Origin of the sequence: Alteromonas sp. V450, from assembly GCF_001885075.1 — a bacterium.
Classification (GTDB): Bacteria; Pseudomonadota; Gammaproteobacteria; order Enterobacterales; family Alteromonadaceae; genus Alteromonas.
Genome location: NZ_MODU01000004.1, coordinates 1,534,847 through 1,560,152, shown reverse-complemented (window position 1 = coordinate 1,560,152; position 25,306 = coordinate 1,534,847). Strand labels below are relative to the sequence as shown.

At 45.0% G+C, this 25,306-nt stretch carries 21 protein-coding genes and 1 tRNA gene; 10 read left to right on the top strand and 12 right to left on the bottom strand.

The genetic code is table 11. The features are described 5' to 3' along the window. Positions 1 to 19 precede the first annotated feature (19 nt). The 3 genes from BK026_RS06845 to BK026_RS06835 form a co-directional block, all read right to left on the bottom strand. The gene (locus tag BK026_RS06845) at positions 20 to 622 is read right to left on the bottom strand and encodes an OB-fold-containig protein (protein WP_071815176.1); all 603 of its coding nucleotides are present in this window, start codon (positions 620 to 622) and stop codon (positions 20 to 22) included. Positions 623 to 779: 157 nt separating this feature from the next. Further along, positions 780 to 1,517, bottom strand: a complete 738-nt coding sequence (lpxH, locus tag BK026_RS06840; RefSeq protein WP_071815175.1) for a UDP-2,3-diacylglucosamine diphosphatase — start codon at positions 1,515 to 1,517, stop codon at positions 780 to 782. Positions 1,518 to 1,645: 128 nt separating this feature from the next. Continuing rightward, entirely contained in the window at positions 1,646 to 2,137 is a 492-nt protein-coding gene (locus tag BK026_RS06835; RefSeq protein WP_071815174.1) for a peptidylprolyl isomerase, read from the bottom strand. Between the two features lie 188 nt (positions 2,138 to 2,325). Here BK026_RS06835 and cysS point away from each other — a divergent pair, with 188 nt between their 5' ends. After that, a complete protein-coding gene (gene cysS / locus BK026_RS06830; RefSeq protein WP_071815173.1) occupies positions 2,326 to 3,708 on the top strand; it encodes a cysteine--tRNA ligase in 1,383 nt (460 codons plus the stop codon). Between the two features lie 116 nt (positions 3,709 to 3,824). Here cysS and ctlX read toward each other — a convergent pair whose 3' ends face one another. Continuing rightward, positions 3,825 to 5,831, bottom strand: a complete 2,007-nt coding sequence (gene ctlX, locus BK026_RS06825; RefSeq protein ID WP_143142093.1) for a citrulline utilization hydrolase CtlX — start codon at positions 5,829 to 5,831, stop codon at positions 3,825 to 3,827. Between the two features lie 215 nt (positions 5,832 to 6,046). Here ctlX and BK026_RS06820 point away from each other — a divergent pair, with 215 nt between their 5' ends. Beyond that, on the top strand, positions 6,047 to 6,481 hold the full coding sequence (locus tag BK026_RS06820) for an Lrp/AsnC family transcriptional regulator (RefSeq protein ID WP_071815171.1): 435 nt from the start codon (positions 6,047 to 6,049) through the stop codon (positions 6,479 to 6,481). Positions 6,482 to 6,544: 63 nt separating this feature from the next. On the opposite strand, the gene BK026_RS06815 is transcribed toward BK026_RS06820, so the two are convergent. The 3 genes from BK026_RS06815 to gloB all read right to left on the bottom strand — a co-directional run bounded on the left by BK026_RS06815 (position 6,545) and on the right by gloB (position 10,176). Further along, complete coding sequence (locus BK026_RS06815) at positions 6,545 to 7,576, bottom strand: hypothetical protein (protein ID WP_071815170.1); 1,032 nt, start codon at positions 7,574 to 7,576, stop codon at positions 6,545 to 6,547. Positions 7,577 to 7,655: 79 nt separating this feature from the next. Then, on the bottom strand, positions 7,656 to 9,320 hold the full coding sequence (locus BK026_RS06810) for a LysM peptidoglycan-binding domain-containing protein (protein ID WP_071817535.1): 1,665 nt from the start codon (positions 9,318 to 9,320) through the stop codon (positions 7,656 to 7,658). Positions 9,321 to 9,384: 64 nt separating this feature from the next. After that, complete coding sequence (gene gloB / locus BK026_RS06805) at positions 9,385 to 10,176, bottom strand: hydroxyacylglutathione hydrolase (RefSeq protein ID WP_071815169.1); 792 nt, start codon at positions 10,174 to 10,176, stop codon at positions 9,385 to 9,387. 86 nt (positions 10,177 to 10,262) lie between these two features. On the opposite strand from gloB, the gene BK026_RS06800 reads away from it, so the two are divergent. Further along, positions 10,263 to 11,096 carry a class I SAM-dependent methyltransferase gene (locus tag BK026_RS06800; protein ID WP_071815168.1) on the top strand — a complete coding sequence of 278 codons (834 nt, stop codon included), beginning with the start codon at positions 10,263 to 10,265 and terminating at the stop codon, positions 11,094 to 11,096. Between the two features lie 186 nt (positions 11,097 to 11,282). Here BK026_RS06800 and metG read toward each other — a convergent pair whose 3' ends face one another. Further along, positions 11,283 to 13,310: a methionine--tRNA ligase gene (gene metG / locus BK026_RS06795; RefSeq protein ID WP_071815167.1), complete on the bottom strand. Its 2,028-nt coding sequence runs from the start codon at positions 13,308 to 13,310 to the stop codon at positions 11,283 to 11,285. 108 nt (positions 13,311 to 13,418) lie between these two features. Here metG and apbC point away from each other — a divergent pair, with 108 nt between their 5' ends. The 6 genes from apbC (at position 13,419) to BK026_RS06765 (ending at position 19,709) form a co-directional block, all read left to right on the top strand. Then, positions 13,419 to 14,525 carry an iron-sulfur cluster carrier protein ApbC gene (gene apbC / locus BK026_RS06790; protein ID WP_071817534.1) on the top strand — a complete coding sequence of 369 codons (1,107 nt, stop codon included), beginning with the start codon at positions 13,419 to 13,421 and terminating at the stop codon, positions 14,523 to 14,525. Between the two features lie 215 nt (positions 14,526 to 14,740). Next, positions 14,741 to 15,334, top strand: a complete 594-nt coding sequence (dcd, locus tag BK026_RS06785) for a dCTP deaminase (RefSeq protein WP_071815166.1) — start codon at positions 14,741 to 14,743, stop codon at positions 15,332 to 15,334. A 138-nt stretch (positions 15,335 to 15,472) separates the two neighbouring features. Then, positions 15,473 to 16,909 (top strand): DASS family sodium-coupled anion symporter, encoded by a 1,437-nt coding sequence (locus BK026_RS06780; protein WP_071815165.1) that lies wholly within the window; start codon positions 15,473 to 15,475, stop codon positions 16,907 to 16,909. Between the two features lie 136 nt (positions 16,910 to 17,045). After that, positions 17,046 to 17,122, top strand: a tRNA-Pro gene (locus BK026_RS06775). A 100-nt stretch (positions 17,123 to 17,222) separates the two neighbouring features. Further along, on the top strand, positions 17,223 to 18,593 hold the full coding sequence (locus tag BK026_RS06770) for a DUF6538 domain-containing protein (RefSeq protein WP_071815164.1): 1,371 nt from the start codon (positions 17,223 to 17,225) through the stop codon (positions 18,591 to 18,593). Positions 18,594 to 18,773: 180 nt separating this feature from the next. Beyond that, entirely contained in the window at positions 18,774 to 19,709 is a 936-nt protein-coding gene (locus BK026_RS06765; protein WP_071815163.1) for a hypothetical protein, read from the top strand. Positions 19,710 to 19,773: 64 nt separating this feature from the next. Here BK026_RS06765 and BK026_RS06760 read toward each other — a convergent pair whose 3' ends face one another. From BK026_RS06760 to BK026_RS19485, 4 genes are all read right to left on the bottom strand, one after another. Next, complete coding sequence (locus tag BK026_RS06760) at positions 19,774 to 20,211, bottom strand: hypothetical protein (RefSeq protein ID WP_071815162.1); 438 nt, start codon at positions 20,209 to 20,211, stop codon at positions 19,774 to 19,776. 1,649 nt (positions 20,212 to 21,860) lie between these two features. Then, on the bottom strand, positions 21,861 to 22,880 hold the full coding sequence (locus BK026_RS06745; protein WP_071815159.1) for a phage major capsid protein: 1,020 nt from the start codon (positions 22,878 to 22,880) through the stop codon (positions 21,861 to 21,863). Positions 22,881 to 22,980: 100 nt separating this feature from the next. Then, positions 22,981 to 23,352, bottom strand: a complete 372-nt coding sequence (locus tag BK026_RS06740) for a hypothetical protein (protein ID WP_071815158.1) — start codon at positions 23,350 to 23,352, stop codon at positions 22,981 to 22,983. 23 nt (positions 23,353 to 23,375) lie between these two features. After that, positions 23,376 to 23,579, bottom strand: a complete 204-nt coding sequence (locus tag BK026_RS19485; RefSeq protein ID WP_143142092.1) for a hypothetical protein — start codon at positions 23,577 to 23,579, stop codon at positions 23,376 to 23,378. Positions 23,580 to 24,106: 527 nt separating this feature from the next. Between BK026_RS19485 and BK026_RS06735 the strand changes: the two genes are divergently transcribed. Then, a complete protein-coding gene (locus tag BK026_RS06735) occupies positions 24,107 to 24,613 on the top strand; it encodes a hypothetical protein (protein ID WP_071815157.1) in 507 nt (168 codons plus the stop codon). Positions 24,614 to 25,306 lie beyond the last annotated feature (693 nt).

Sequence of the window (25,306 nt, the reverse complement as noted above, 5' to 3'; positions counted from 1 at the left end):
TTTTATCTCTATTAGAAAGTTATTGGTAGCGCGTGGCTAGCCAGCTGTATTCACTTTTTTGAACAAGGATCACGCGTTCTCCTTGTGCAAATAGTTCTTCTTTTTCAAATGGTTCAACTAAAACAAAGTGAGGTTGTGAAAAGCTATCGGTGAATTTTGCCTCTGCAGGGTTGCCTCTAGATGCCCTGCCTATCGTTATTTCAGCGACCGCACCAATGAAGTCATCATTATTAATAGCGCTGGTTTCCGAAGAGGGCAGGAGTGCAGCGATAAATACAGCACATTTTCTTGTTATCAATATGCCTATGGCAATCGCAAGCGTTATAGAGAGTAATTGAGGCAGTTGCACAGGCGTTAGGCCATTAATAATAAGCCCTGCGAGTCCAAACAGGGTAAGAAATATAACAAGCCAAATTAAAAATGGTACTTTATTGAGATTGAGGAAATTGGCAAATGCAGAACTTAAAAACCCGTTGCTGTCTATGTCGCCTATATCGTCGTTTAGACCAAGCATACTTACGCCGAAAAAAACGCTGATCAGCTCTAAGATAAACACAAAAAATACCGCAATAAGCGCGACACTAAACCAAAAGTTAGTTGGGGAAAGGAGAATGTCTGCCATTTACACCATCCATGATGAGACCTTTATTGTCTAGTTATACCACAGCAGAAAAATTAAGCTAGTGTGGGCAAAACGTAATGAGGCGCTTGTTGTAACAATTTGTTTTCATGGATTTTGTCATTGCGTTTTATGCGTCATCAATAACAAAAAGCAGTTGCTAACGCGTTGGCACAGAGAAATCGTGTTTTAAAAGCTCAGCATTTGATGGTGTTACTTTAAGCACGCTGCCTTGCTCGTACCAGTCGCCCAAGACAATGCGAGTTGCAGGTTTCGCATTAACGTGTAATTGATGTATGTTTGGTCTGTGAGTATGACCGTGGATCATACGTTGAACGCCCCATCTTTCCATCACGTTAACCACCTCTTCAGGGGTGACATCCATAATTTCAGGTTTCAGGGCTTGTTGATTTGCTTTGCTTTCTGCTCTGCCGTTATCCGCCACCCTTTGGCGGTACCACAGTGGAAGCGCAAGCATTAAACGAGGCCACCACCAACCGCGAGATTTCTTGCGAAATTTTTGATAAGCAACATCACGAGTACATAGCTCATCACCGTGAGTAAGCAGAGTAGGCGTACCATAAAGGTCGACAACTTCTTGTTCGTTTAATAACGTCATGCCTGCTTTTGAGAGCCACTTTTCTCGAATTGCAAAATCACGATTACCGTGAATAAAGTAAATTGGGCAGTGTTGACTTACTTCTTTGAATGCCGCCGCTATGGCGGTGTTAAAAGGCGTAATATTGTCGTCACCAATCCATACTTCAAATAAGTCGCCAAGAACATAAAGCGCATCTGCATTAATGGCGTCCTCTTTTAAAAAGCGCATTAAGCATTCTGTAATATCCGGACGGTCGGCACTGAGGTGTAAATCGGCAATGAAGTAGGTGAACGACATAAATATTCTTAAGTGTGGGTAAAAAAGCCGCGTTATAGTGACGCGGCTTGCAATTATTAAAGGCTAACGCACGTCTTGTAGTGCGTGGTATACCAGCCGTTATATACGCTATTTCTCAATGCGGTGGTTTAAGCTACTACGGCTTTTTCGATGATAACAGGCTCAACAGGAACATCCTGATGGTAACCGTGATTACCGGTTTTAACGGCCTTAATTTTTTCAACCACATCCATGCCTTCAGTCACTTTACCAAATGCACAGTAGCCCCAACCGTTTACCGATTTGCCAGAATGGTTGAGGAAATCGTTGTTATTCACATTAATAAAAAACTGAGCAGTTGCAGAGTGTGGATCTTGAGTACGCGCCATTGCTATGGTACCCACTTCGTTTGCAACCCCGTTGTCTGCTTCGTTTTCAATAGGATCTTTTGTGTCTTTCTGGTCCATATCTGGCGTAAAACCACCACCTTGGATCATAAAGTTGTTGATAACACGGTGAAAAATAGTGTTGTCAAAAAAACCGTCTTCAACGTAAGAAAGAAAGTTGGCAACTGTTTTAGGCGCTTTATCTTCAAAGAGCTCAAGGGTAATGTCACCAAAATTTGTTTTTAACGTAACCATTGTGGTCTGTCCTGTCTGTTAGCATTCATAAAATGTGATTCCATTTTAGCGCAAAACGAGTAGCTAGCGCAAAGAGATGGTTGTAGCAAAACCCGGCAAACGCGTTGCGAAAAAAGGCTTGTACCATTTAAATCGTGACAGTGCTAAACTTTGCGGTTCGAAAATTATGACTAATAGGAAATATAAACATGCTGCATCTTTACAATACCCGAACCCGTGAAAAAGCGAAGTTTGTGCCGCTTCAAGAAGGGAAAGTGGGATTGTATGTGTGTGGTATAACCGTTTACGACCTGAGTCATATGGGTCATGCCCGTACCTATTTAAGTTTCGATGTGTTAGTTCGCTACATGCGACACCTTGGTTTAGAGGTAAAGTATGTGCGTAACATCACGGATATCGACGATAAAATTATTGCTCGCGCCAATGAAAATGGCGAAAGCTTCGAAGCGCTGACTGCACGCACTATTGCCATGATGCACGAAGATTTTGCGGCGATTAACTTACTAGAGCCAGATGTTGAACCGACAGTAAGTGGCCACATGGATGAGATCATTGAGATAATTCAGCGCCTTATGGACAAAGGCTACGCCTATCAGGCGCAAAGCGGCGATGTGTTGTTTGACGTAAGTAAATATGAAGATTACGGCAAGTTGAGCAAACAAGATTTAGAGCAGCTTAAAGCCGGTGCCCGCGTAGAAGTGGCGGCGGGTAAAGACGACCCGCTAGATTTCGTATTGTGGAAAACCACAAAGCCTGGTGAGCCTGCATGGCAGTCACCTTGGGGTGAGGGCCGCCCGGGTTGGCACATTGAATGTTCTGCGATGAACCACAAGCATCTTGGTGCCCATTTTGATATTCACGGCGGTGGCTCAGATTTAACGTTCCCACACCATGAAAACGAAGTGGCTCAGTCGTGCTGCGCGTATGATACTCCTTACGTGAACGTATGGATGCACGCTGGTATGGTTCAGGTTAATGACGAAAAAATGTCTAAGTCGCTAGGCAACTTTTTTACTTTGCGCGATGTGCTAAAAGAGCATGATGCAGAGACGTTGCGTTTCTTTTTGATGTCAGCGCATTATCGTAGCCAGTTAAGCTATTCGCAAGATAACATTACTCAAGCGAAGGCCGCCCTAGAGCGTTTGTACACGGCATTGCGTGGGGTAACAGTAGACGGAAGCACTGACCTTAGCCACGGTGGTTATCTGACGCGCTTTGAAGCGGCAATGAACGACGATTTAAACGTACCTGAAGCCTTTTCGGTAATGTTTGATGTAGCACGAGAGCTTAACCGTCAAAAAGATAATGCTGAAGAAGCGGGAAAACTGGCTGCAGTTTTAAAGGGGCTAGGCGCAATTTTGGGTATGCTTCAAAGCGACCCAGACACCTTCTTGAAAGGCGGTGACGGCAATGAAGACGAAGCCGCTGAAATTGAAGCGCTAATTAAACAGCGTAACGATGCCCGTGCCTCCAAAGACTGGGCTGCCGCAGATGCAGCGCGCGATGCGTTAAACGCAAAAGGCGTAGTGCTAGAAGACGGCCCAAGCGGCACTACATGGCGTAAGGCGTAATTAGCAGCCCAAGCTACTTGCCAGAATGAAAGCCCGCTTTTGCGGGCTTTTTCTTTAGTTGGGCTTTGAATGTACCGCGGACTGGCGTAATCAAAAACCTGTTTTCAGCTACGAGGCTAAATATCTGAAAGTAAGACAGTATCTCCTGAACTTACGTTGAGTGCTTGTGCTGTATCACGGGAAATAATCACTGTTTTGTTTTGTTGCTCAGTTTCTGCCACCATTGCATAAAATGGCTGGCTTAACGTGGCGATAAGCGACATTTTTCTGTTAGTAGTACGCTCGCTAGCTTCGGTAACCTTTACTTCTAACCGCTGAGTTGAATTAACAGTTTTCAGGCTTGTAACTTCAGCTTCCATGCTAGGCGCACCATCAAAAATATCGATGTAGTTCGTGAATTTAAATCCTTCTTTTTCTAACATCGCCATGGCGGGCCGGCCGTCGTTATGCGGTTTGCCAATAGCTAATTGGGCTTCTTTGGGCAACATATTTACATACAGTGGAAGTTTAGGCATTAAGTCTGCAATAAACTGATTTCCGTTTACGGCGCCATATAAATCAGCTTCAGCGTACGTCATAGGAAAAAAGTGATCACCGACGGCATTCCAGAAGGGCGAGTCTCCATCTTCATTTACATAGCCCCGAAGATCGGCCATAACCCGTTTTGGAAATATATGCCGATGTAAGCCCATAAAAAGGTAGCGCACTTTAGAAAGTAGTTTTCCGTTGAAGTGTTTTCTGTATTCAGGCAGTAAGTATAGTGATGCCACTTCAGCGTACCCTTCAAAATGGTGACTTAGGTGCAGTGTGTCATGGGTGTAGTGTACGCCTAGTGATTTATTTCGCTGGGCGACTTTTTCTCGCTTGTAGCTATAAAAACTGTCATCTTTTCCTAATTCACCAAAGATTGCAGATGTGCCGATAAGCTTGCCAGTTAAAAGATCCTCCAATACAAACAAAAGGTAGTCTGGACGACCTTCGCACATAAGTTTTTGTTCTTCTCTAATTGAACGCTTCAGTTTGTTATCAAGCGTTGCTCTATCAGGGGGGAAGGTTGTCATACCTGGCGATGCAGCTTGAGCTAACGCAAGCAAGCCTTCCAAATCATCACCTTTTGCTAGTCTCACGCGGGTGTCGAAGATAACGCTGTTGGTCGTACTCTGTTCAGTGCTGATTGTCTTACGATCAAGGTGAATACCCGCAACCATGCAGCGAACGGAGCCTCCCCCCATTTCAATAGTAGGCACTGCGATAGGAAGTAAAGTAAGATCGTGGGGCAGTAAAGCGCGTTGCTTTTCGTTTATTGAATTAAAAGCAGTGTATGATAAAAGTAATAAGCGCTTTCCATGCTTATTCACAAGTTCCAAGCAGTTACCGGCAAAACTATTCACTTGTTCTTCGCTTATATCGATGATGGTTTTACCCGTCTCCTTAAGTGTTGAAAGCACCGCATTTCTGTCGCTTTCTTCTATCATGCTGGTAGCAATAATGGCAAAGTCACTGCCGACACACATCATTACGTTGGTGTGATAAACCGCTGTACCATTAGTATCAAAGGCGCTAAAACATACAGGCGTTAAGCCAATCGCTTTACAAGCCGACAATACCGCTTTTTTATCTGCTCGTTGTGACAGACAAACATACGCTAACGCGTTTGAGTGATCGATCACCATCGCCCCTGTGCCTTCAACGATATATCCGTCGGTTTCAAGTGACGATAAATCTGTAGCTTGCTGCACGTTGTAGTGTTGCTGCAGATAGCTGACAATATCTTTTCGGCGCTCTTCCCTGCGGTTTTCGCAGTGCATAGGGTAGGTGACAAGTAAACCGTTGGGGTGTGTGCTTAACCAATTATTTGGAAATACTGAATCGGGTGTGTTTTCTTTCTCTGTTTCAAACACCTCTACTGTTATATGGTTTGCACGTAAAGTGCGAACCATCTCATCAAATTCCATACACGCATTTTTTGATATTTCTTCTCTACTTTTCTGCGTCGCCACGAGGGGTTTCTGAAAACTATTGTCTTTTGCTGTTTGTTCGTTGGGGCGAAAACCACAGGGGCGTACCATTAAAACCGTATTTGGTGTAGTTAAGCGTGAATTTGTGATGTAACTGGCTTGCATAAAACGTCCTAAAGCACTTAGCTGAGTTATTTCCACGTAAAAAGAGCGTGTATTTTATTCTCTGGCTATTTCAATTAACTATGCTCAAGATGTTGCAAGTTGTTATTTAATTTAATCATAATGCTCAATATTATTGTCATTATGCTAGATTGCTGACCAAGCTGAATGAACTCATTAGTAACTCGGCAATTCCTCTATCTGTAGGAGAAACGCTTATGTATGTGGATTTAGATGCAAAAGACCGCGAGCTTCTCGACATATTGAAGCGCGATGCGCGAACACCAGTTACTGTGCTTGCTGAAGTTCTCTCGTTATCGCGAAGTACAGTGCAAAAACGTATCGACAGGCTGGTAAATTCAGGGGTGATCGACGGCTTTACAATTCGCGTGAATGAGCAACTGCAACCAGATAAAATAAAAGCGCTAATGTCAGTAGAGCTTGAGGGGTTAAGTACAACTCAACTGATTGGTAAGCTCAGGCAACTTAATGGTGTACAGAGGTTTCATACCACAAATGGTAATTGGGATTTACTTATTGTTATAACCGCCGAAAGTCTCGCGCATTTAGACAGCATTTTAAAAGAGGTGCGCGGCGTTAAAGGCGTACTTAATAGTGAGACAAGTATTATTCTGTCAACGACTGAAAAATAGCATCTGTACATTATTGCGCTGAAAAGCGAGTGTTCTTATTTTTCCAACGATTTACATCATCACTTAAATTTCGGGCTTACCAGTGGGAATAGCCGATTCTTTTTCTGTGAGGTGTGACTTCCAACGCTGTTGTGCAACGTGTGCTTTGACCAGCTCCAGACATTCGTTGACAACGTTAAGTACTTCTTTATCAAGTGCGTCGGCGGTTGGGGTGTAATCGTGCATTCCCACTGAAATAAAGTGGTCGATGCGCTCTGCGTCTAGGTCGCTTAACAGGTTAACCAGCGATGTTGTTACAATATCGGTTACCGATTCTTCTAACGTATTTTCAATGGTTTTCCCGATAACAGGTAGGTAGTGTAGTGAAGAAACTTGCGCATTACTTCTCACCGCTTTTCCTACGCTTTTACGCACGTGTTCTCGTATTACCTCGCCATGTTCTTCGCTTTGAATAGACCGGCCTAAATGATTGATAACGCCAGCCATCCATTGGGTTATTACGGGTCGGCGAGGGGCGAGTACCTGTGCGTTTATATCGTCTAATAAAGGCGAACCCGCTGAAATATCTTTTTGCGCATCGCTGAGCACTTTAACCACAATCCGGTCGCTTAACTCTTCAACGAAAACATCGTAGTAAAACGCAAAAAAGCGAAAGACGGCGGTTTGATTCAAATCGATGATTTCGAATTTGTGCAGGCGATGCAAAATAGAAAAGATGCGTAAGAAACGAAACAAGCGGGTTGGCCCGGTAGGTATAAGGCCTATGATATCGTACCAATGTAGAAATGGAAAAAAGTACCAGCGTAAATGCTCTTTACGTACAATCGCAACAATCCACCGGAAGCAGAATTCGGTGAAAAATATAGCGATGAAAACGAGGTCTACCAGCAAAAAGTTGTTGTGGATTGGGTCGTAGGCACTTAGAAACGCTGGAAAATAAGTACCTAACAAGCCATAAACGAAGTCAGTAGCATACAGGGCATCAAAAATTAGCCATGCTAGATTCACAAATAATATACCAAGCATGACGAGATCTAGAATTAACCAAGGGGTTTCGTGACTATTTCGCAAATTTTCTCGGTTAATTCTTAGCATTTTCATATCCCTTTTATGATTTAACGCCTTTTTTAAACGTACAAAAAGGCGGCGTGTTAATGCTATCTCACTGTAGTTATTAGCTTGACGCGTTTAACCTTGTTACGTCTACGTAAAGATTTAGCTTTTGCCCCGGTTGTAAATAACGTTTTGTATTTAGCGCGTTCCATTTACCAATGTCGCTTACTTTAACGTTAAATTTGTTAGCAATACGCGACAGCGAATCGCCATTTTTCACTGTATAGGTCAGCTTTTTAGTAACGCCGCTTTTTGCTGCCCCTTTTTGCCAAATTATCAAAGTTTTGCCGAGACGAAGGGTATCACCTGGCGCCATTCCATTCCATTTTGCCAACTGTTTAGTGCTTATATTGTACTTACGGGCTATATCCCACAGCGTATCACCAGACTTCACGGTGTGACGTATTTTTTGTTTCGTTGAACTGTTATTTTGTAAGCTAGCGAGGCGCTGTTCTTGAGATAGCGTGTAGCTATCTAGTTCTTGCAGGGCAACGGGAACCATAAGGGCTTGGCCAATTCTGATCATTGTCGAATCTAGCTCATTGACTTTTTTAAGCACGTTGATTGTGGTGTGATATTGTTGCGCGATTTTTCCCAAACTATCGCCGGCTTTCACCGAGTGTCGTACCCAGTTCAGTCGCTCTTTTTGATCAATTTTAGCTAGCGCTTGTGAAAATGTTGCTGCTTTATTTAACGGTAAAACAAGCCTATGAGGCCCCTCAGGAGATGTTGCCCATCGATTAAACCCAGGATTCAATCCATGCAGTTCTTTTAATGACATACCAGCAAGTTCGGCAGCAAAGGCTAAATCGACCTGTGAATCAATATCGACAACCTCAATAACCGCCACGTTTTCAACTTCCGGCCATGCATAGGCATAGCTATCTTTGTTCTTTAAGATATCCGCTAATGCGAGAAGTTTTGGTACATAGGCACGGGTTTCTCGTGGTAAATTGAGATTCCAAAAGTCAGTAGGCTTTCCTACTCTTTTATTGGCTTTAATCGCTTTTAAAACCCGCCCTTCGCCACTGTTATACGCAGCGAGTGCATGTAGCCAGTTTCCGTCGAACATGTTGTTCAAATAGGTAAGATAATCTAGCGCTCCTTTGGTGGAGGCTATCACGTCTCTGCGTCCGTCGTACCACCAGTTTTGTTGCATGCCGAATCGCTTTCCGGTCCCCGGAATAAACTGCCACATGCCGGCGGCTCGACCGTGAGAATAGGCAAAGGGATCAAACGCGCTTTCTACAATAGGCAAAAGAACCAGTTCCATTGGCATACCGCGTTTTTCAATTTCTTCGGTAATGTAGTAAAGAAAAGGTTTTGCGCGTTTTACTACGCGAGCCATATATTCTGGATGCTTAAGGTACCACTTTCGTTGCGCATCTATGCGTTTGTTATCCGGTATAGATAACGCAAAGTTGTTACTTGCGCGTTTCCATACATCTGTAATCACCGCTTGCGTGTGTACCTCTGGCGTCTCGGTAATTTGCGCTATCTCTTCTAAAGCATCGTCGTGCGGATGAATAACCTCGATGACACCGTCACGAGCTATTTCACAATCACTAATTGACTCTTCGTTAGTATGAATGTCGCTGCACGCCTCTAATGAGGCATTTTCGTTACTTTCTAACTGTGCTTCGTCACTATTGATACCGGTTAGTTGGCAACCGCTTAAACCTATCGCTAATATTAGCGGCGATAAAGGAAAACACTTCAACTGCATATATGAAGAAACCTCATTGGGCATTGCAAACCTACCATTTTACGGTAATTGGCCTACTTTTGCATCAAAACTCGTCTTTCCAGCGGCGAACTGCGGCAAATACTGCTACATCGTCGGCTAGGCTATTTTTGCTGTAGGCTTCGGCAGCCGATTTAACAGAAAGTTCATGGGCGCGTAAAAAGGGGTTAATATCTTTTTGTTGTTCTAGCGTACTCGGTAGCGTAACAAGGTTGTTTTTTCGCTGTGTATTGACCCAGTCAGAATATTGTTGCAGCTTAGTATTTGAGGGTTCAACAGCGAGCGCAAACGCGACATTTGCTTGAGTATATTCATGTGTGCAATACACTTTCGTGCTGTCGGGAAGGCGCTTTAGCTTATTTAGCGAGTGGTGCATCTGCTCTGGTGAGCCTTCAAAAAGTCGTCCACACCCTGCTGAAAACAATGTATCCCCACAAAACAAAACACCGTGTCCGAAAAATGCAATGTGATCAAGCGTATGACCTGGTACCTCCATTACTTGAAGCGCCATTTGAAGTACAGGCAATGTTACTGTGTCGCCTTGTGAAACCGACTTTGTTATACCGCGAATATGGCCGCCCCTTGGTCCAATGACGGGCAGCTCGGGAATGGCCGAAACAAGCTTTGCAATACCACCAGTGTGATCTCTGTGGTGATGGGTGATAAGAATTGCGCTAAGCTGAAGCCCATTTGACTTCAAATACGTAAACACAGGCTCTGCATCACCTGGGTCTACGACCACCGCATTGTTCTTATCGTGAATACACCATATATAGTTATCGGTAAATGCGGGTATAGGGAATACCGTTATACCTGAAGGAAGCCTGTCATTCGTCATGTTGGTTACCTGCTTGTATAGGTAGATTTATGCGTTACTATAGGGGCTTGTTTACGGCAGGGCAACCAAAGAGCAAACGTGTAATAATGAGATCAGCGTTTCAAAAAATCCCCCCGCGTTATCCAGAGTCTTGGGGCGAGTTCCCCGCAGGTGAACAAATTCGTCAGGCCATTAATAGCGTATGTAATGACTACGCAGAACGGGTTTTTGGCTATCATTTTGCTAAACTCGGGTCACTCAGTTCAGCGATTACTCTTGAAGCCAGCCCTATTCGTCATCACGTTAATCTTGTGCCTGATGAAAAGACGTTAAAAAAAGCGAACGTGTGTGACGAACGTGACCGACACGACAGCAGCAGTAGCCATCGTGATCCTTTTGTACAATGTCAGCCAAGCTTTGTGGTAGGACAATCTCACAGCTTGCCTTTTTCGGAAAATAGCATTGATGGCTTTCTACTCGCTAATGAACTAGATTTCGCTCAAGATCCGCATGAAATACTAAGAGAGGTCGACCGCGTTATTACCCAAAATGGCTATGTAATAATTAGTGGTTTTAACCCATTAAGCTTAGCCGGTATTGCAAAGTTTCTACCTGTTAAGCGCGGCAATATTTTGCACGATGCGCGCTTCTTTACGTCGTATCGTATTAAAGATTGGCTTCAGCTGCTTGGGTTTGAGATTGTTGAACAACGCCAAGTGATGTTTTCAACGCTTTTTTTTCAACAAAAATGGAAAGGGGCGGTCAAGCTTCAAGAGTATCTAGCTTCCTACCTGCCGTGGTGCAGCGCGGTATATGTTATTCTCGCGAAAAAACGCGTTATTCCTATGACGGCAATAAAACCTAAACGCAATGTAAAGCCGCGTTTTTCTGCTGTTGGGGCAAGTGTAAGAACGTCTACCGTGAATCGTTCCGGCCGCTAATTTCTTAATATGGGCCTTTATTTTGGACCGTTGCGAGGGTAGCCAAAACACGTGGTAACCGACGACAACTCGCAATACAAAAATACGAAAACCATAAAAAAGCCACGATGGGAGCTTCCCGCCGTGGCTTTATATTTTAAGTAAGGTTAACCTCGCCTAAAACAAATTGGCTTAGTCGTTATTACATTACTTAACGCGCATGCCTGGCTTTGCACCTTCGTGCGGCTCAAGAATGTATAGCTCGTCACCGCCAGGGCCTGCCGCCAGAACCATACCTTCACTCATGCCAAAACGCATTTTACGCGGGGCGAGGTTCGCTACCATTACCGTGTGCTTACCAATGAGTGCTTCAGGCGAGTAGGCCGACTTAATACCGGCAAAAACTTGCTTAGTTTCGCCGCCTAAATCGAGCTCTAAACGTAAAAGCTTGTCAGCTTTTTCTACGTGTTCAGCTTTAGCGATACGTGCAATACGTAAATCTACCTTGGCGAACTCATCAAACGAGATAGTGTCGCTGATAGGATCTTTTGCAAGCGGGCTGTCAGGGTCGATAGCTGGTGCTGCTGGCGCTAGGCTTTCTTTTGAATCTTCAACCATGGCGTCGATTTTCTCCATTTCTACACGCTGCATCATTGGCTTAAATTTGTTGATAGCGTGGCCTTTCAATAGGGTTTGCAGTGAATTCCAGTCGAACTTGTCGTTTAAGAATTCTTCTGCTTTTTCTGCAAGCACCGGTAGTACAGGCTTTAAGTAAATAACCAACAGACGGAACATGTTAATACCTAGCGAGCACACATCGTGTGTGAACTGCTGCTTAGTCTCGTCTTTAATGGTTACCCAAGGTGCGTTGTTGTCGATAAACTGGTTTGCTTTATCGGCCAAGGCCATAATTTCACGCACAGCTTGATGGTACTTACGCTTCTCGAAAAGTGCAGCAATGCTTTCAGATGCGTTTTGGAACTCTGCAATAAGCTCTGGCTCAATCACATTGTCAGACAATTTGCCGTCGAAACGCTTGGTGATAAAGCTTGCACAGCGGCTAGCAATGTTAACCACTTTACCAACCAGGTCTGAATTCACTTTTTGAGCAAAATCAGTAAAGTTTAGGTCGATGTCGGTAACACCATCACCTAACTTAGACGCAAAGTAGTAACGCAGATATTCTGGGTTCAGGTGGTCTAGGTAGGTACGGCCTTTGATAAACGTACCGCGCGACTTAGACATCTTCGCACCGTTCACCGTCACAAAACCGTGAATGTTTACGCCGGTCGGCTTACGGTATCCCGCGCCTTCTAGCATGGCAGGCCAGAACAGGCAGTGGAAGTAGGTAATATCTTTACCAATAAAGTGGTAAAGCTCTGCGTCTGAGTCGGCTTTCCAGAAATCATCAAACTCTAGATTGTTCTGATCGCAGAAGTTTTTGAAACTCGCCATATAGCCTACAGGCGCATCTACCCACACGTAGAAGAACTTGTTCGGCGCACCTGGAATTTCAAAGCCGAAGTAAGGCGCATCACGGCTGATGTCCCACTGTTGAAGACCTTCAGTAAACCATTCTTGCAGCTTGTTAGCCATTTCTTCCTGCAGAGCACCAGAGCGGATCCACTCTTTTAACATGCCTTCAAATTTTGGCAGGTCAAAGAAGAAGTGCTCAGACTCGCGTAGTACTGGTGTAGCACCCGACACAACGCTGCGCGGGTTCTTTACTTCTGTTGGGCTATACGTTGCGCCACATACGTCACAACTGTCGCCGTTTTGATCTTCTGAGCCACAGCTAGGGCAGGTACCCTTAACGAAACGGTCTGGCAAGAACATTTCTTTTTCAGGGTCGAACAGCTGGTTAATGGTGCGTTTGCTGATGTAACCCGCGTTATCCAAACGGGTGTAAATTTCTTCACACAGCGCCTTGTTTTCTGGCGAATGGGTTACGTAGTAGTTGTCGTAATCTACGTGAAAATCAACAAGGTCTTGGTGATGTTCAGCACGCGTTCTTGCCACCATTTCTTCTGGTGTAATACCAAGCTCTTGGGCTTTAAGCATAACTGGCGTACCGTGTGCATCGTCGGCGCAAACACTGTAACATTCGTTTCCGCGAAGGCGCTGAAAACGGGTCCAGATGTCGGTTTGAATGTGTTCTAGCAAATGGCCTAAGTGAATAGAGCCATTTGCGTATGGCAACGCACTGGTTACCAGAATTCGGCGTTTTTCTGACATAATGACGTTATTGATTCTTTGCGTTTCAAAATGGTTGCAAATACTAGCGGAAAACCGCGTTTTTTGCATTACGTAATTCACACAATTCTACTACTAGTAAGGCATTTTATGTTCTTTTCTCGTAAAGCAGAGCCGGTAACTCAAAAAGTTGCTGTAATTTTGGCCAAGTATTTTTCGCTAGATGTTGAAGATACCGTGCCATGGTGTGCTTTTAGCCAGCCAGAAAATGAAGATGCCGGTGTTACAGTCACACTGCCATTTTGTATAGCTACTCAATTAGGCGCGCTTAAACAAGAGGTACTCAAACAGCTAGAAGGTACGCTTGGTGATGATCAGCTTACCTTCAAACAAAACGTAGCCAGTGGAGAAACAGAAGTTGCCCCGGTCACCAACATTAAAAACATAATAGCAGTGGCTTCAGGCAAGGGCGGGGTAGGTAAGTCGACAACCAGTATTAATTTAGCGTTTGCGCTTATGCAAGAAGGCGCGAAAGTTGGGATTTTAGATGCCGATATTTATGGGCCGTCTATTCCCATCATGTTGGGCAACCCCAATGCACACCCTGAGAGTGAAGATAATAAGCACATGCAGCCGCTCATGGCACATGGGCTGGTGGCGAACTCAATTGGTTACTTAGTGCCCCAAGAAGACGCGGCCGTATGGCGAGGGCCGATGGCAAGCAGGGCGTTAAAGCAGTTGCTAGATGAAACCCTATGGCCTGTACTCGACTATTTAATCGTAGATATGCCACCGGGTACCGGCGACATTCAGCTTACTATGGCACAACAAGTGCCCCTAACCGCTTCTGTGGTAGTGACTACGCCACAGGACTTAGCATTGGCTGACGCCCAAAAGGGTATAAGTATGTTTGAAAAAGTTAATGTTCCGGTGCTGGGGCTTATCGAGAACATGAGCTATTACCAGTGCAGAGCCTGTGGCACCAAGGACTATGTGTTTTCAAAGGGTGGGGGCGAGGCGCTTGCTGAGCGCCATGGTTTGCCACTGTTAGGGCAGCTACCGCTTGATATTCATATTCGCGAACATGGCGATGCCGGCACGCCTTTGTTAATTTCCACGCCTGAAAGTACTTTGAGTGAAAGCTACCGCGAGGCAGCTAGAGCAGTGTCGATGCAATTGGCGTTTAATGTTGCGCCACGCAAGGGGGCAACTAAACACATTAAGGGAAACCCGATTGGCATTGTAGGTAAAAATTAAAAAGGAAATAGCGTTAGGCGCTAACGCATGGCGTGCAAGTTTGAAAAAGTCGACGCTTAGCCGGGAAAAAATTGAGCCAAGTTATAGCGCTTGAATTCAAATTCGCCACAAACTTAATAAAAATTGCGCAAAAGCAGGTAAAACAAGCCTTTGAGTAGTTGAATGCATGCCGCGACATACGCATAATAGCGGCCTAATGAAATGAGGAATATACCATGCGCTTGTGCGACCGCGATATTTACCAACACCTGCAAGATGGGAAAATTAAAATTGAGCCTACCCCTAACTATGACCAAATAAGTGGTGTTACGGTAGATATTCGCTTAGGTAATAAATTCCGCGTGTTCGAAGACCATCAAGCACCGTTTATTGATTTAAGTGGCCCGAAAGCGCAAGTTCAAGAAGCGCTCGACCACGTAATGAGTGATGAAATTGAACTAGAAGAGGGCAAAGCTTTCTTTCTACACCCCGGTGAGCTTGCACTTGCCATTACTCACGAGTCAGTAACGTTACCAGACAACATTGTGGGTTGGTTAGATGGGCGTTCTTCACTCGCGCGCTTGGGCTTAATGGTTCATGTGACGGCGCATAGAATCGATCCGGGTTGGTCTGGCAATATCGTGCTTGAGTTTTACAACAGTGGTAAGTTACCGCTAGCGCTTCGCCCTAAAATGAAGATAGGGGCACTTAGCTTTGAGGTACTTTCAGCGCCGGCTGAAAAGCCGTACAACGCGAGAGTAGATGCAAAATACAAGGGGCAAGCGGGCGCAGTTGCAAGCCGAATCTCGTCTGACGACGAAAGTAAGTAAATCAACCTAAAAACAACTTTTTCGGAAAAGCCTCGTGCGTTTCCCGCTAATTACTGATAGAAAATATAAGAGCAATAAAAAGGGCCAATAGCTAAGGCTCTAGCACTTATAATAAAGCGATTAGTAACGGGAAGCGCAATGCACACAAACCCTGAACGTTCTTCAGATATTCAACAGCGAACGCCAACACAAAAAAATAGTATTATCCTTTTTGCGTTTATTGTCTCTGTTCTCAGTGGCACGGGATTGTGGGTTGTGGGCCAGCCCAATGAGATCATTTTTACGGCCGCAATCACATTATTTGTGGCGGTACTTTGGGTTACAGAAGCGCTCCCCATTCCGGCCACCTCACTTTTGCCCTTCGCGCTATTTCCGCTGTTCGGTGTGCTGTCGCACAGCGAGGCTGCGTCGGCGTTAGGAAGTCATGTCATAATTTTGCTAATGGCAGCTTTTATGCTGTCAAAAGGGCTGGAGCGCGCAAATTTACATAAACGTTTCGCCATCTACATGCTGCGTTTAACAGGCAGTGGAAGTCCAATTAAGTTGGTACTTGGCTTCATGTTAACAACTGCGATCCTCAGTATGTGGATCAGCAATACGGCAACAATTCTCATGATGTTACCCATGGCTATCGCCATTATTAATGCTGTAGACAACCCACGATTTGGCGTGGCGCTTATTCTGGGTATTGCTTATTCGGCAAGTTTGGGCGGGGTAGGTACGCCTATCGGTACACCGCCTAATATCATCTTCATGAGTGTGTATGAAGAGACGCAAGGCATTGAATACAGCTTTATCGACTGGATGAAAACAGGTGTACCTATTGTCATATTGGGCGTGCCTATTATGGCCTTATGGTTAGCTCGCGGTATTACAAAAATTGGAAATATCGATTTGCCCGTACCAGGCACATGGACGAAAGCCGAAAAGCGTGTATTAGCTATATTTGGCACGGTTGCGATGGCGTGGATATTCAGACCTTTTTGGACTGCATGGATAGGCATAACTACTATCAGTGATAGCACGATAGCCGTTGCAGGTGTTGCCGCCATGTTTTTCACCAATAGCGGAAACGATAGCGGTAAGGTAGATGCAAAAGGCAATCGCGACAAACTACTTGATTGGAAAACCGCAAACGATATTCCCTGGGGCATGCTGTTATTGTTTGCTGGCGGTATTTGTATCGCCAAAGCGTTTATGTCATCAGGCTTAAGTGTTCTTATGGGAACATGGTTAACAGGACTTTCTACGCTTCCTGTTCTTTTATTGGTTCTTGGTATTTGCCTGTTCGTGACCTTTTTGACGGAAATTACTTCCAATACGGCAACATCAACGTTACTAATGCCAATTCTTGCTGCAGCGGGGACTGCAGTAGGAGTAGACCCCAAGTTATTGATGATCCCCGCGGCTATTAGTGCAAGTTGCGCATTTATGTTACCAGTAGCAACAGCGCCTAATGCTATCGCTTATTCAACAGAAAAGTTTGATATTAAAACCATGGCAAGAGAGGGTATCATGCTAAACTTGCTGGTGGCACTGGTAGTAACTGCGGTGTGTTATGTAACGCTGGCTTAACCCAAATGTATATATAACCTTGTGATTTAAAGCAGAAATCAGCCTATGTGGTTAGCAATTGAGCGCTTGAACGCGCTTATTGTTAATTGTCGTTGCATTGTGAACAAATATGAGTAGACTTGGTGGCTCTTTCGGTCGGTGTGTAGCGCAGCCTGGTAGCGCACTGTCATGGGGTGTCAGGGGTCGGAGGTTCAAATCCTCTCACACCGACCAATTCCTTACCCCGCTTGACTTCTAGCCTGTACGGCAATATAAAATCTCTTCAACGAAAAACTCTGGGGCACAATTCAGGGCACATTGAGGGGCACATTTCATGAAATCTGATACTAAATATCTCACTCGTAACGATTCCGGCGTGTGGATGTTTCGTCGTCGTATACCTGAAAAACTACGTAAATACTTCAATAGCGGAACCTTCTTAAAGCAATCGTTGGAGACTAAGAGTCTGACGCAGGCCAGAGTGAAGCGAGACGCTCTCAACGCTCAGATCGACTTGAAGTTGGAGGAAGAAAAGTCTGGGTTGCCACTGAAGAACCGTTTTCAAGCTTTATATTCTGAAATGAAACCTCACTACGATGAAGGACGCCGGAAGGTAAGAGAAGGGAAATGGGATGACAATTATTTTCTCGATTCTTTCGACCCAGATCTCCAGCGGAAGGAAAACGACGAAACATATAAGGCGGCGTACTATTCAATTGTTCATGAGGACGTACCTGAACAGTACCGTTTAACTATCTCTGAACTAACTCAAGAGTGGCTCAAAGCAAACAAAGGGATTAAGAACGCCAAATACAGCAGTACTGTTGAGACTGCCTCAAAGTTTCTCATTGAATTCCTAGGAGGCGATGAGTTGCCGGAAAACGTTTCTCCAGGTTATGCACAAGGCTTTTTGGACAGCTTAATCGCCAAAGGTCTCTCTGCTGGCACTGTCTCACATTACAAAAGTAAACTCGCTGAAGTTTGGAGGTGGGGACTAACGAGAGAAAGGTTCACTGGTTCAAACTCATGGAAAGACGTCAAGGTGGAGGCTCCCGTTGAGCAGAAGGAGCAGTCCCATTTCAGGAATTTAACCACAGAAGAGGCCGAGACCCTTTTAAAAGAAACGCGTCTTGAAGCTATGAACTCTGAGTCTTGGCCTTATCCTTTCGCCACTTATGCGCTTCCTCGTCTACTTCCATTCTTGGGGTGTCGTCGAAGTGAGCTCGGTACGGCTCTAAAAGACCAAGTTCAGGAACATGATGGGCATTATTTCTTTGAGGTGAGAAAAGGAAAGACAAAGAATGCGAAACGCATCATTCCAGTGAGTCCAGTCATTGAACCTTTGTTGCTTGACGCTATCGCGAGATCTGGGAGTTCTCCCTGGTTGTTTCCTGAGGTTGGTGAGGCTGAAGGCTTGACTCCAGAGCAAGCCCTCAATTCAATTTCGAGTAAAGTCTCATCTATCACGAGAAACTTCGCTAAGATTGAGGGCTACAAGGTAAGTCTACACAGTTTGAGAGGTCATTTCGCAACAGCGCTTGAGGAGATTGGATGCCCCGAAGACCTCGCTGTTACATTGGCCGGACATAAACGTATATCTCTCACTTATGGCCTTTACAGTAAGTACAGCAACAAAAGCGAGCTATGGAAGTATATTGAGCAAATACATCGAGCAAAGTGTATGCAGGCTTGGGTCAGCAGTTAGTCGAGTCGTTGGCTAATTACAGACCAATTTTCAAAAAGAAAGTCGTTTTGTTAAAAAGTTTGATGACACCTCTAATGGTTTTGTTTGTGAAAAATCTAGGGTATGTTTATAAGCTGAGTGATTTATATCTCTAAGGTACCTTCAACCCCACTATTATTGACATTATTAAAGGGAGTTTATATGTCGAACTTATCGCGTGCGTTGTTTACAGTCTTTTTGTTGGTTACGTCGTTTGGCTTGTTTGCTTCTGATGCACAGATATATTTAAAACTGAACAAAGAGCACTGTTTCAATGGTGACGGTAGGTTTCCGGAAATTACGGAAGAGTCAATATCGGATGTCTTAAATTGGACTGCGATTTTAGAAGAAGGCTGCAATATAGAAGCACTTCACATTGAAGGGGAAATTACATGGGAAACCCTTCAGACGTTCAGAAAAACATTAAATACAGCAAACCGATTCTATCTACTTCATGAGTCACAAGATTATATGAATTTCGTAGTTGATAGTAATGGCGGCCTAATAGAACCTGCTCTTAAAATCGGGGAGATGGTTGCCAACTCGCCCGCTTTTTTTGCCCTAGAGGTACCCGAGGAAAGTGTTTGTTTTAGCTCGTGTATATTCATATATGCAGCGGCTGAAATTAGAAATGTGTACGGAAAAGTAGGTATCCATAGACCATTCACTCATGAATTGGACCCATCTATCGCTTCATATTCCGAATACCTAAGTATTTATAAAACGTTAACTCCCACGTTGAAAGACTATTTAGTAAAGTTTGGTGTATCTCCTAAACTGATAGATGACATGAACGTTATTCCCTCAGATGAAATTAAAATCCTCTCTTTGCGGCAGCGCAATGAATACGGGTTAGGAGCCGACAACATAGCAGCGAAAGAATACAGAAAAGCATTGAAAATAAAGCACTGCGGCGCTGACTATGTGGATCTAGAGCGCAGATTTCACGCTGTGATTAGTAAATGCCAAAATGAGATTGGTTTTTCCGATTATAGCAAGTGTGAAAGTTTCGCAAAAACTGCCTTTCCTGATTTTAGAGGCGGCAGAGAGTCAAGATGTGTTGAGTCGCTGCCTACGAGAAAGATCAAGTTCTTTTAGGTATAGTCACTACTTGTGACACATAAAGACATCATGATATTTGGAGACTTTGACCGTCCATGAGCTAGGGTAGAATTTTCCGGTCATTCTCAGAATGAGTTAGTCGCTTTACCAGTTCATCTTTTTGAGCGCTCGTCAGCGCTTCCCGTTGTTGCTTCTTCTTGATGCCGAACGCTTCTGCAACCTTGTCGATTTCCTCTGAGTTAAACACAAGGAAGCCTCCGTCGTCGGCTAGAGATTTCTCCCAGTCTCCGTCGAGTTTATCCACCGATTTAAGGCGAGAATTGAAAAGACGAACTGACCCATGAGTCATCGTTAAAAGAAGTCTTTCGCCTGTCTCATCGTAGCTTTCGATGTGGACTTGTGCTCCGTCGTGAGGGCGGCCTTTCAGCACACTCCATGCGGCATGATTAACCAGGACGTGAATCCTATCGGTGTTTTTCCTGGTGTAATAGCGGTCAGCGTAACGCTTCATCAGTTCGTTGTAAGAAGTAGTTTTCATATCAGTATACCTTTGATTATATAATTGAATTGGAATTATGCTTTACATTCAAATAATGCGATTGGTGGATGTATGGCGGTCTCCCGAGGAGTAACAACATAAAGGCTGTCCCCAGGATCCCTCCCACAAATGAAAGAACGCGGCGCGAATCACCCTCGAGCTAGAGCCTGGAAAGTACCTACGCTCTCTGCGACTGGACTTCAGGTCATCTCTTTGCTCTCGAGACTGCAAAAGAAGTAAGTTACTCGAACGTCAATGAATTCGAGGAGACAGCTTTTGGCGATGCGCTCTCACCGAGGTGTACCGATGGTCAGCCATGCTAAGCTTTCTCCAGGGGGGAACGGTGACTCTGTTCTTCGGCTGTCAAAACGAGTGAGTAATGTGCTCCCTTATTGGCTTAGCTAGAGAGGGTCGTCGCGCTTACTTCTGGGGCTCCTTCAGTTCATGTATCGGAAGGCGTGGAATTCTGTTCTCGGGTTTCAATCGGAACGTGTGCAGGGAGTGAGAAACATCCTGGGGAGCGGTACTCCTTGATCCTCGAGGGGGCGCTTAACGCTCTTTCGATTGACCAGGAGGCAAACTCAATTACCTTTACAATACGCCAGGCATAGTCTCGGCTAACTCCCAGCGCGTCTCTCACTCGTGGCGTTGTAATCTCACCAGGCATCGAACAAAGAACCGTGAAGACCTTGTTCAGACTGACGTAGTTCTTCGTTGAGGTCGCTCGGCTGTCTTTTATTCCGAGCGTTCGGATTGCGCCCATGAGACAGTCATCGAGCCAGACATGAGGACGTCCTTCGAGACTCATGAAGCTAGACGCTGGGATCCCATTGAGGGGATTCTTTATCGAAACTGGGGGTTTCCCTCGACCTCGTGGGGAGGGGGGGACTTCATTTTCTAAGAAGCACTCCTCAAAATCTAAGAGAGTGAAAAATTCGAGTTGTTTTTCCATAGTTTTAATATGTCTTGTATATATAAGGGGACTTAAAGACTGACGAAACGAGGGGATCGAAACGACCCGAAGAGACGAGCGAGAGACCTTTTTTCTTCCAATGAAATAATGGATTAGCGGTCTTAAAGTTAGTCGTCGAGTGAACGCTTTCGACAAACCCCAAAAGAGTGTCCTTTCGTGTAGGGCTCGACGAGAGTCTTTAAGTAAAGTTCGAGAGAATGGGAGGTATGAAAACAAAGAACCTCCCTGTCTTTTCGTTTGTCACTTCATCGAAAGGACAATCTTTAAGATCAATGTCTGGTTTGACCCTTCAACCATTCGATGTATGGATGAGAGAAAGAGGAACGTTGGCTCTGTCTTGTCATCATTCGACGACGTTCCAGGATATCCTCTCGAGCACACGAAACGAGATATCGATATACTTGGGTCGCTTCGTTTTCGGTGAGTTTGTATGCTCGCTTTAACCAGTTTTTCGTGTTGTCGTTTAGGATAAATGGATTGTAGTTTCCGAAGTCTTGAACGACGATCCTCGCTCCGGCTCCCTCGAGGTTAAAGTCCTGATCGATGTCTCCAGCTCGGGTCGAAAAGATAGCGCCTTTCGCGTGTTGCATAGCGATTTCAAATTGAAGTTTGCTCATTGATTGAATCCTTTGTTTGTGGGGAGTGTTGCCCCGAGGGAGTCCCCAGGGCGAGTCATTTAGACAATGCCTTCGATTTTCACGAAGCTGTCTTGATTTAAGATTTTACAGTCAGCGTCGAACATTGAACGGATTCGAGTCGCTCCTGTTTCTGGTTCGCCTTCAGGCGTGAAGCTGTGAGCGAGGAACTCGATTTGATTGCCAGTAATGCCGATGAAGTCAGCGAAGCGCCCAGCGATGAGAGTGCCGTTTGGAAGGTGAGGAGAGACCTGTATATTCTGAATATCAAGGTCTTTGAATACTCGCGAAGCTGTCTCCAGGCGCATCTTTTTAGCTACGTCTACCGATACGATTGTCGAAAGAGAGTCAACGCCTAGTTTCTTCGTTTCCAATACCTCAAGAACATCGGCGATTGTGCCTGTAATATTGGACTTTGGCGTCAGGGATTGCGAAATAGACTTCAATAGTCCATCAGGTTGATTAGGGTTAGTCGAAGCGTCTCCCGTCAGGAAAGCGACTTCAAGCGCCTCTCGAATAGCATTAGCCTGGGCTATACTCAACTCACTGTTTAATGCCGGAACAAGTTTTCTCATGCGTCGAGATACCATCGAGAACGCACCGATAGTGTGTATCTCATAGGGGAAATTGATGGTCGTTGGAGTTGACTCGGGGATCTCGGCATTCTCACCTAGCCATGTCGCACTGACCGCGCTATCGAATCCAGCGATGAACGGTGTTCCTTCGAACTGTCCACTCGTGTCGATGGTCATCCCAGCTTTTGACAACACGTTTGCACTAATGATGATGTGTCTCCACGTCACATCGTTTCTCTTCTTCGAATTTGTGATGTTAGGGCTATTCGCAACGGTTAGGTCTCGAAGAAGTGAACGAGAGTTCTCCAGAAGTTTGCTTTCTTCATCGCCTTGAATCAGAGGTGCGTTGATTGAGAGACTCATAGTTGAGGGGGCGGCTTGACGGAATCCTTTAAAATTAGACTCCTTGTCAAACGTGGGGATCTGCTCTGGTTGAGCGTTGTCGATAAGGTCGTTAAAGGTACGGTTTTGAACTGGTAGTTCCATGTTGTTTCCTTGTATTGATGATAAAGGGCGGAGGTTGCACTCATGTCGTTGCCCTAATTGGTCGAGAAGACCAGCGCCATGAGCGTTGGATTTACAGTGATTAGTCGTTTACCTGGGGAGTTGTTTGGGAGTGAGTCTTAACGGCTGAACTTTCAGGATTAAAATGCTTGTAGTCTTTCGCCATGACAGCGCGTCGATTTTTCTCCATGATTCTATTCATGTAGTAGGCAAGACATTCTCTGTCGCTGGAATGTTCATTGACCATATCGAACCAGAAAAGAACTAGGTGTTTAAGCACGTTTGAGCGTGAGAGCGAGGTCTTTGTGACAGACTCGAGGTCATCCTTGAGTATCTCGAAAAGTTCAGAAACATTCTTGTGAACTTTCAGTGTATAGGTGCGAGTAGGAGCCGCTGCATTGGACAGGGCTTTGTTTATTGCTGGAGGTAACTCCGTTGCTTCATTTGGTGTCATTGGTATATTCCTTTGAGATGTTTTTAAATAGAGTTCTTTCGCGATGTTGCTTCGTGACCTTGTTTAACGAGGTAAGCGATTGCCGCTGAGACACTCGGTTGAACTCCGGTGATTTCGGAGAGGCGTTTCTGTGCGTCCAAAATTCGACTTTCCGTCGTTCTGTCTGCGCTGAAGGCGAAACGGCGTCTTGAAGTACCGTATTCATTTCGGGTTGCTATGTGTGACATGGTGTTTACTCCTGTATCGTTGATGGTGAATCGTTATGTAAATTCGCAAAAAAATATTCTGATGAGTGAATCGATGAGAATGAAAAGAGGCTGCCTGACAGCCTTGTGAGGTTAAGGGCAAGGTCTTACGTCAGGGCTTTACTCTCGAAGGCTACAAGCATGACGACCTGCCTGTGTTTTCTTCGAAAAACTCGAGTGTTCTTTCTTCTAAGTGCAGGGACAATTCCGGAGACCCCGTCAGAGCTGGGCTTCAGCGTTTCTGAGATCTTCTCGATTCTGTCCTTAACTTTTAACAATCGATGCGATGTTCTTTCTTCTAAGTGAGGGGACAATTCTGGAGACCGCTTCAGACGTGGGTTTCAGCGTTTCGGCGATCTCCGTGTTTTTGCCCTCAACTTTGAGCCGTCGATACGGTGTTCTTTCTTCTAAGTGGGGGGACAATTCTGGAGACAGCGCTAGCCGTGGGTTTGTGATGCAGTATCAGATATCATTAGTTAAACTAAGATCTGTTTTTTAGGGTGAATCTTATGAGCAAGACTGAACTTAAACTCGCGACTATCGAAGAGAAACTTGAGTTTGTTTATGAAATAATCATGCAGACTGTTAGAGTCGGACTTCTGAATGCTCGTGGAGCCCGCACTGGTTACACTCATTGGTTCGCTCGTGAACTTAGCAAGGACGTTAGGTACTTCTCTGGATATGTAAGTGAGGCAGCGGTTGCGCATGGACAAACGGTCGGGCTAGTATTAGAGCACCCTCATCGAATACAAACAACGCTTACTCAGCTAATTTCCAAACACATAGAACAAGGCGAAAATGTCGAAGAGTTCGTCTCAGAGGTCAAGCGTCTCGAAAAAGTTCATATCGTCGTCAAGAGCGAAAATGACTTGTTAAAGCGTAAAGATATCTCCGGAGACTACTCGAAAGCTGGAATCAAACTTCTCTATTGGAATGAAATTCCTCACCCAAATCGAAGACACCTCTTGAAAAAACTCTCAGGTAATATTGCAAATATCGATGATTTCAAGGATTGATCTTTTCGATAGTCTTTAGTATTCATTTCCGTGTATTCTTTCTTCTAAGTGACGCGACAATTCTGTAGACCGCGTCCCGCCTGGGTTTCAGCGTTTCGGCGATCTCTGAGATTTAGCCCTTTTCGATAGTCTTAGGGATTCATTTCCGTGTGTTCTTTCTTCTATGTAGAGGGACAATTCTGGAGACCGCGTCAGACGTGGGTTTCAGCGTTTCGGCGATCTCCAAGAATTTGGCCTCAACTATGAGCAGTCGGTACGGTGTTCTCTCTTCTAAGTGAGGCGACAATTCTGGAGACCGCGTTAGCCGTGGGTTTCAGCGTTTTGGCGATCTCCTGCAAACACGACGCTTATCTTCGGTTCCTCAGGTAAACAAGGTTAGGCGAGAGAAGCACAAAGGGACATCCTTCAGCGATCAACGCTTTGATGCTCCTTATGTTGCCAGTGGGTTCCCAGTGATAGTAGAGAATATCTTTCAGTTTGATGTTGTAGACATCCCCAGGACGAGCGGCGAAGAGTAAGTCGGGGAAGTCTTCCGGACAGACTCCTCTCGCATCAAACCGTTCGTCCTCTAAAAGATAATCCATGAGCATGTCTTGGAGTTCGGGAGGAAGGTCAGTGATGTAATCTAATCTAATGGTGATGACTGAGAGTCCATCGACGCTCTAATGACAGCTTGAGAGTCGAGTACGAGGT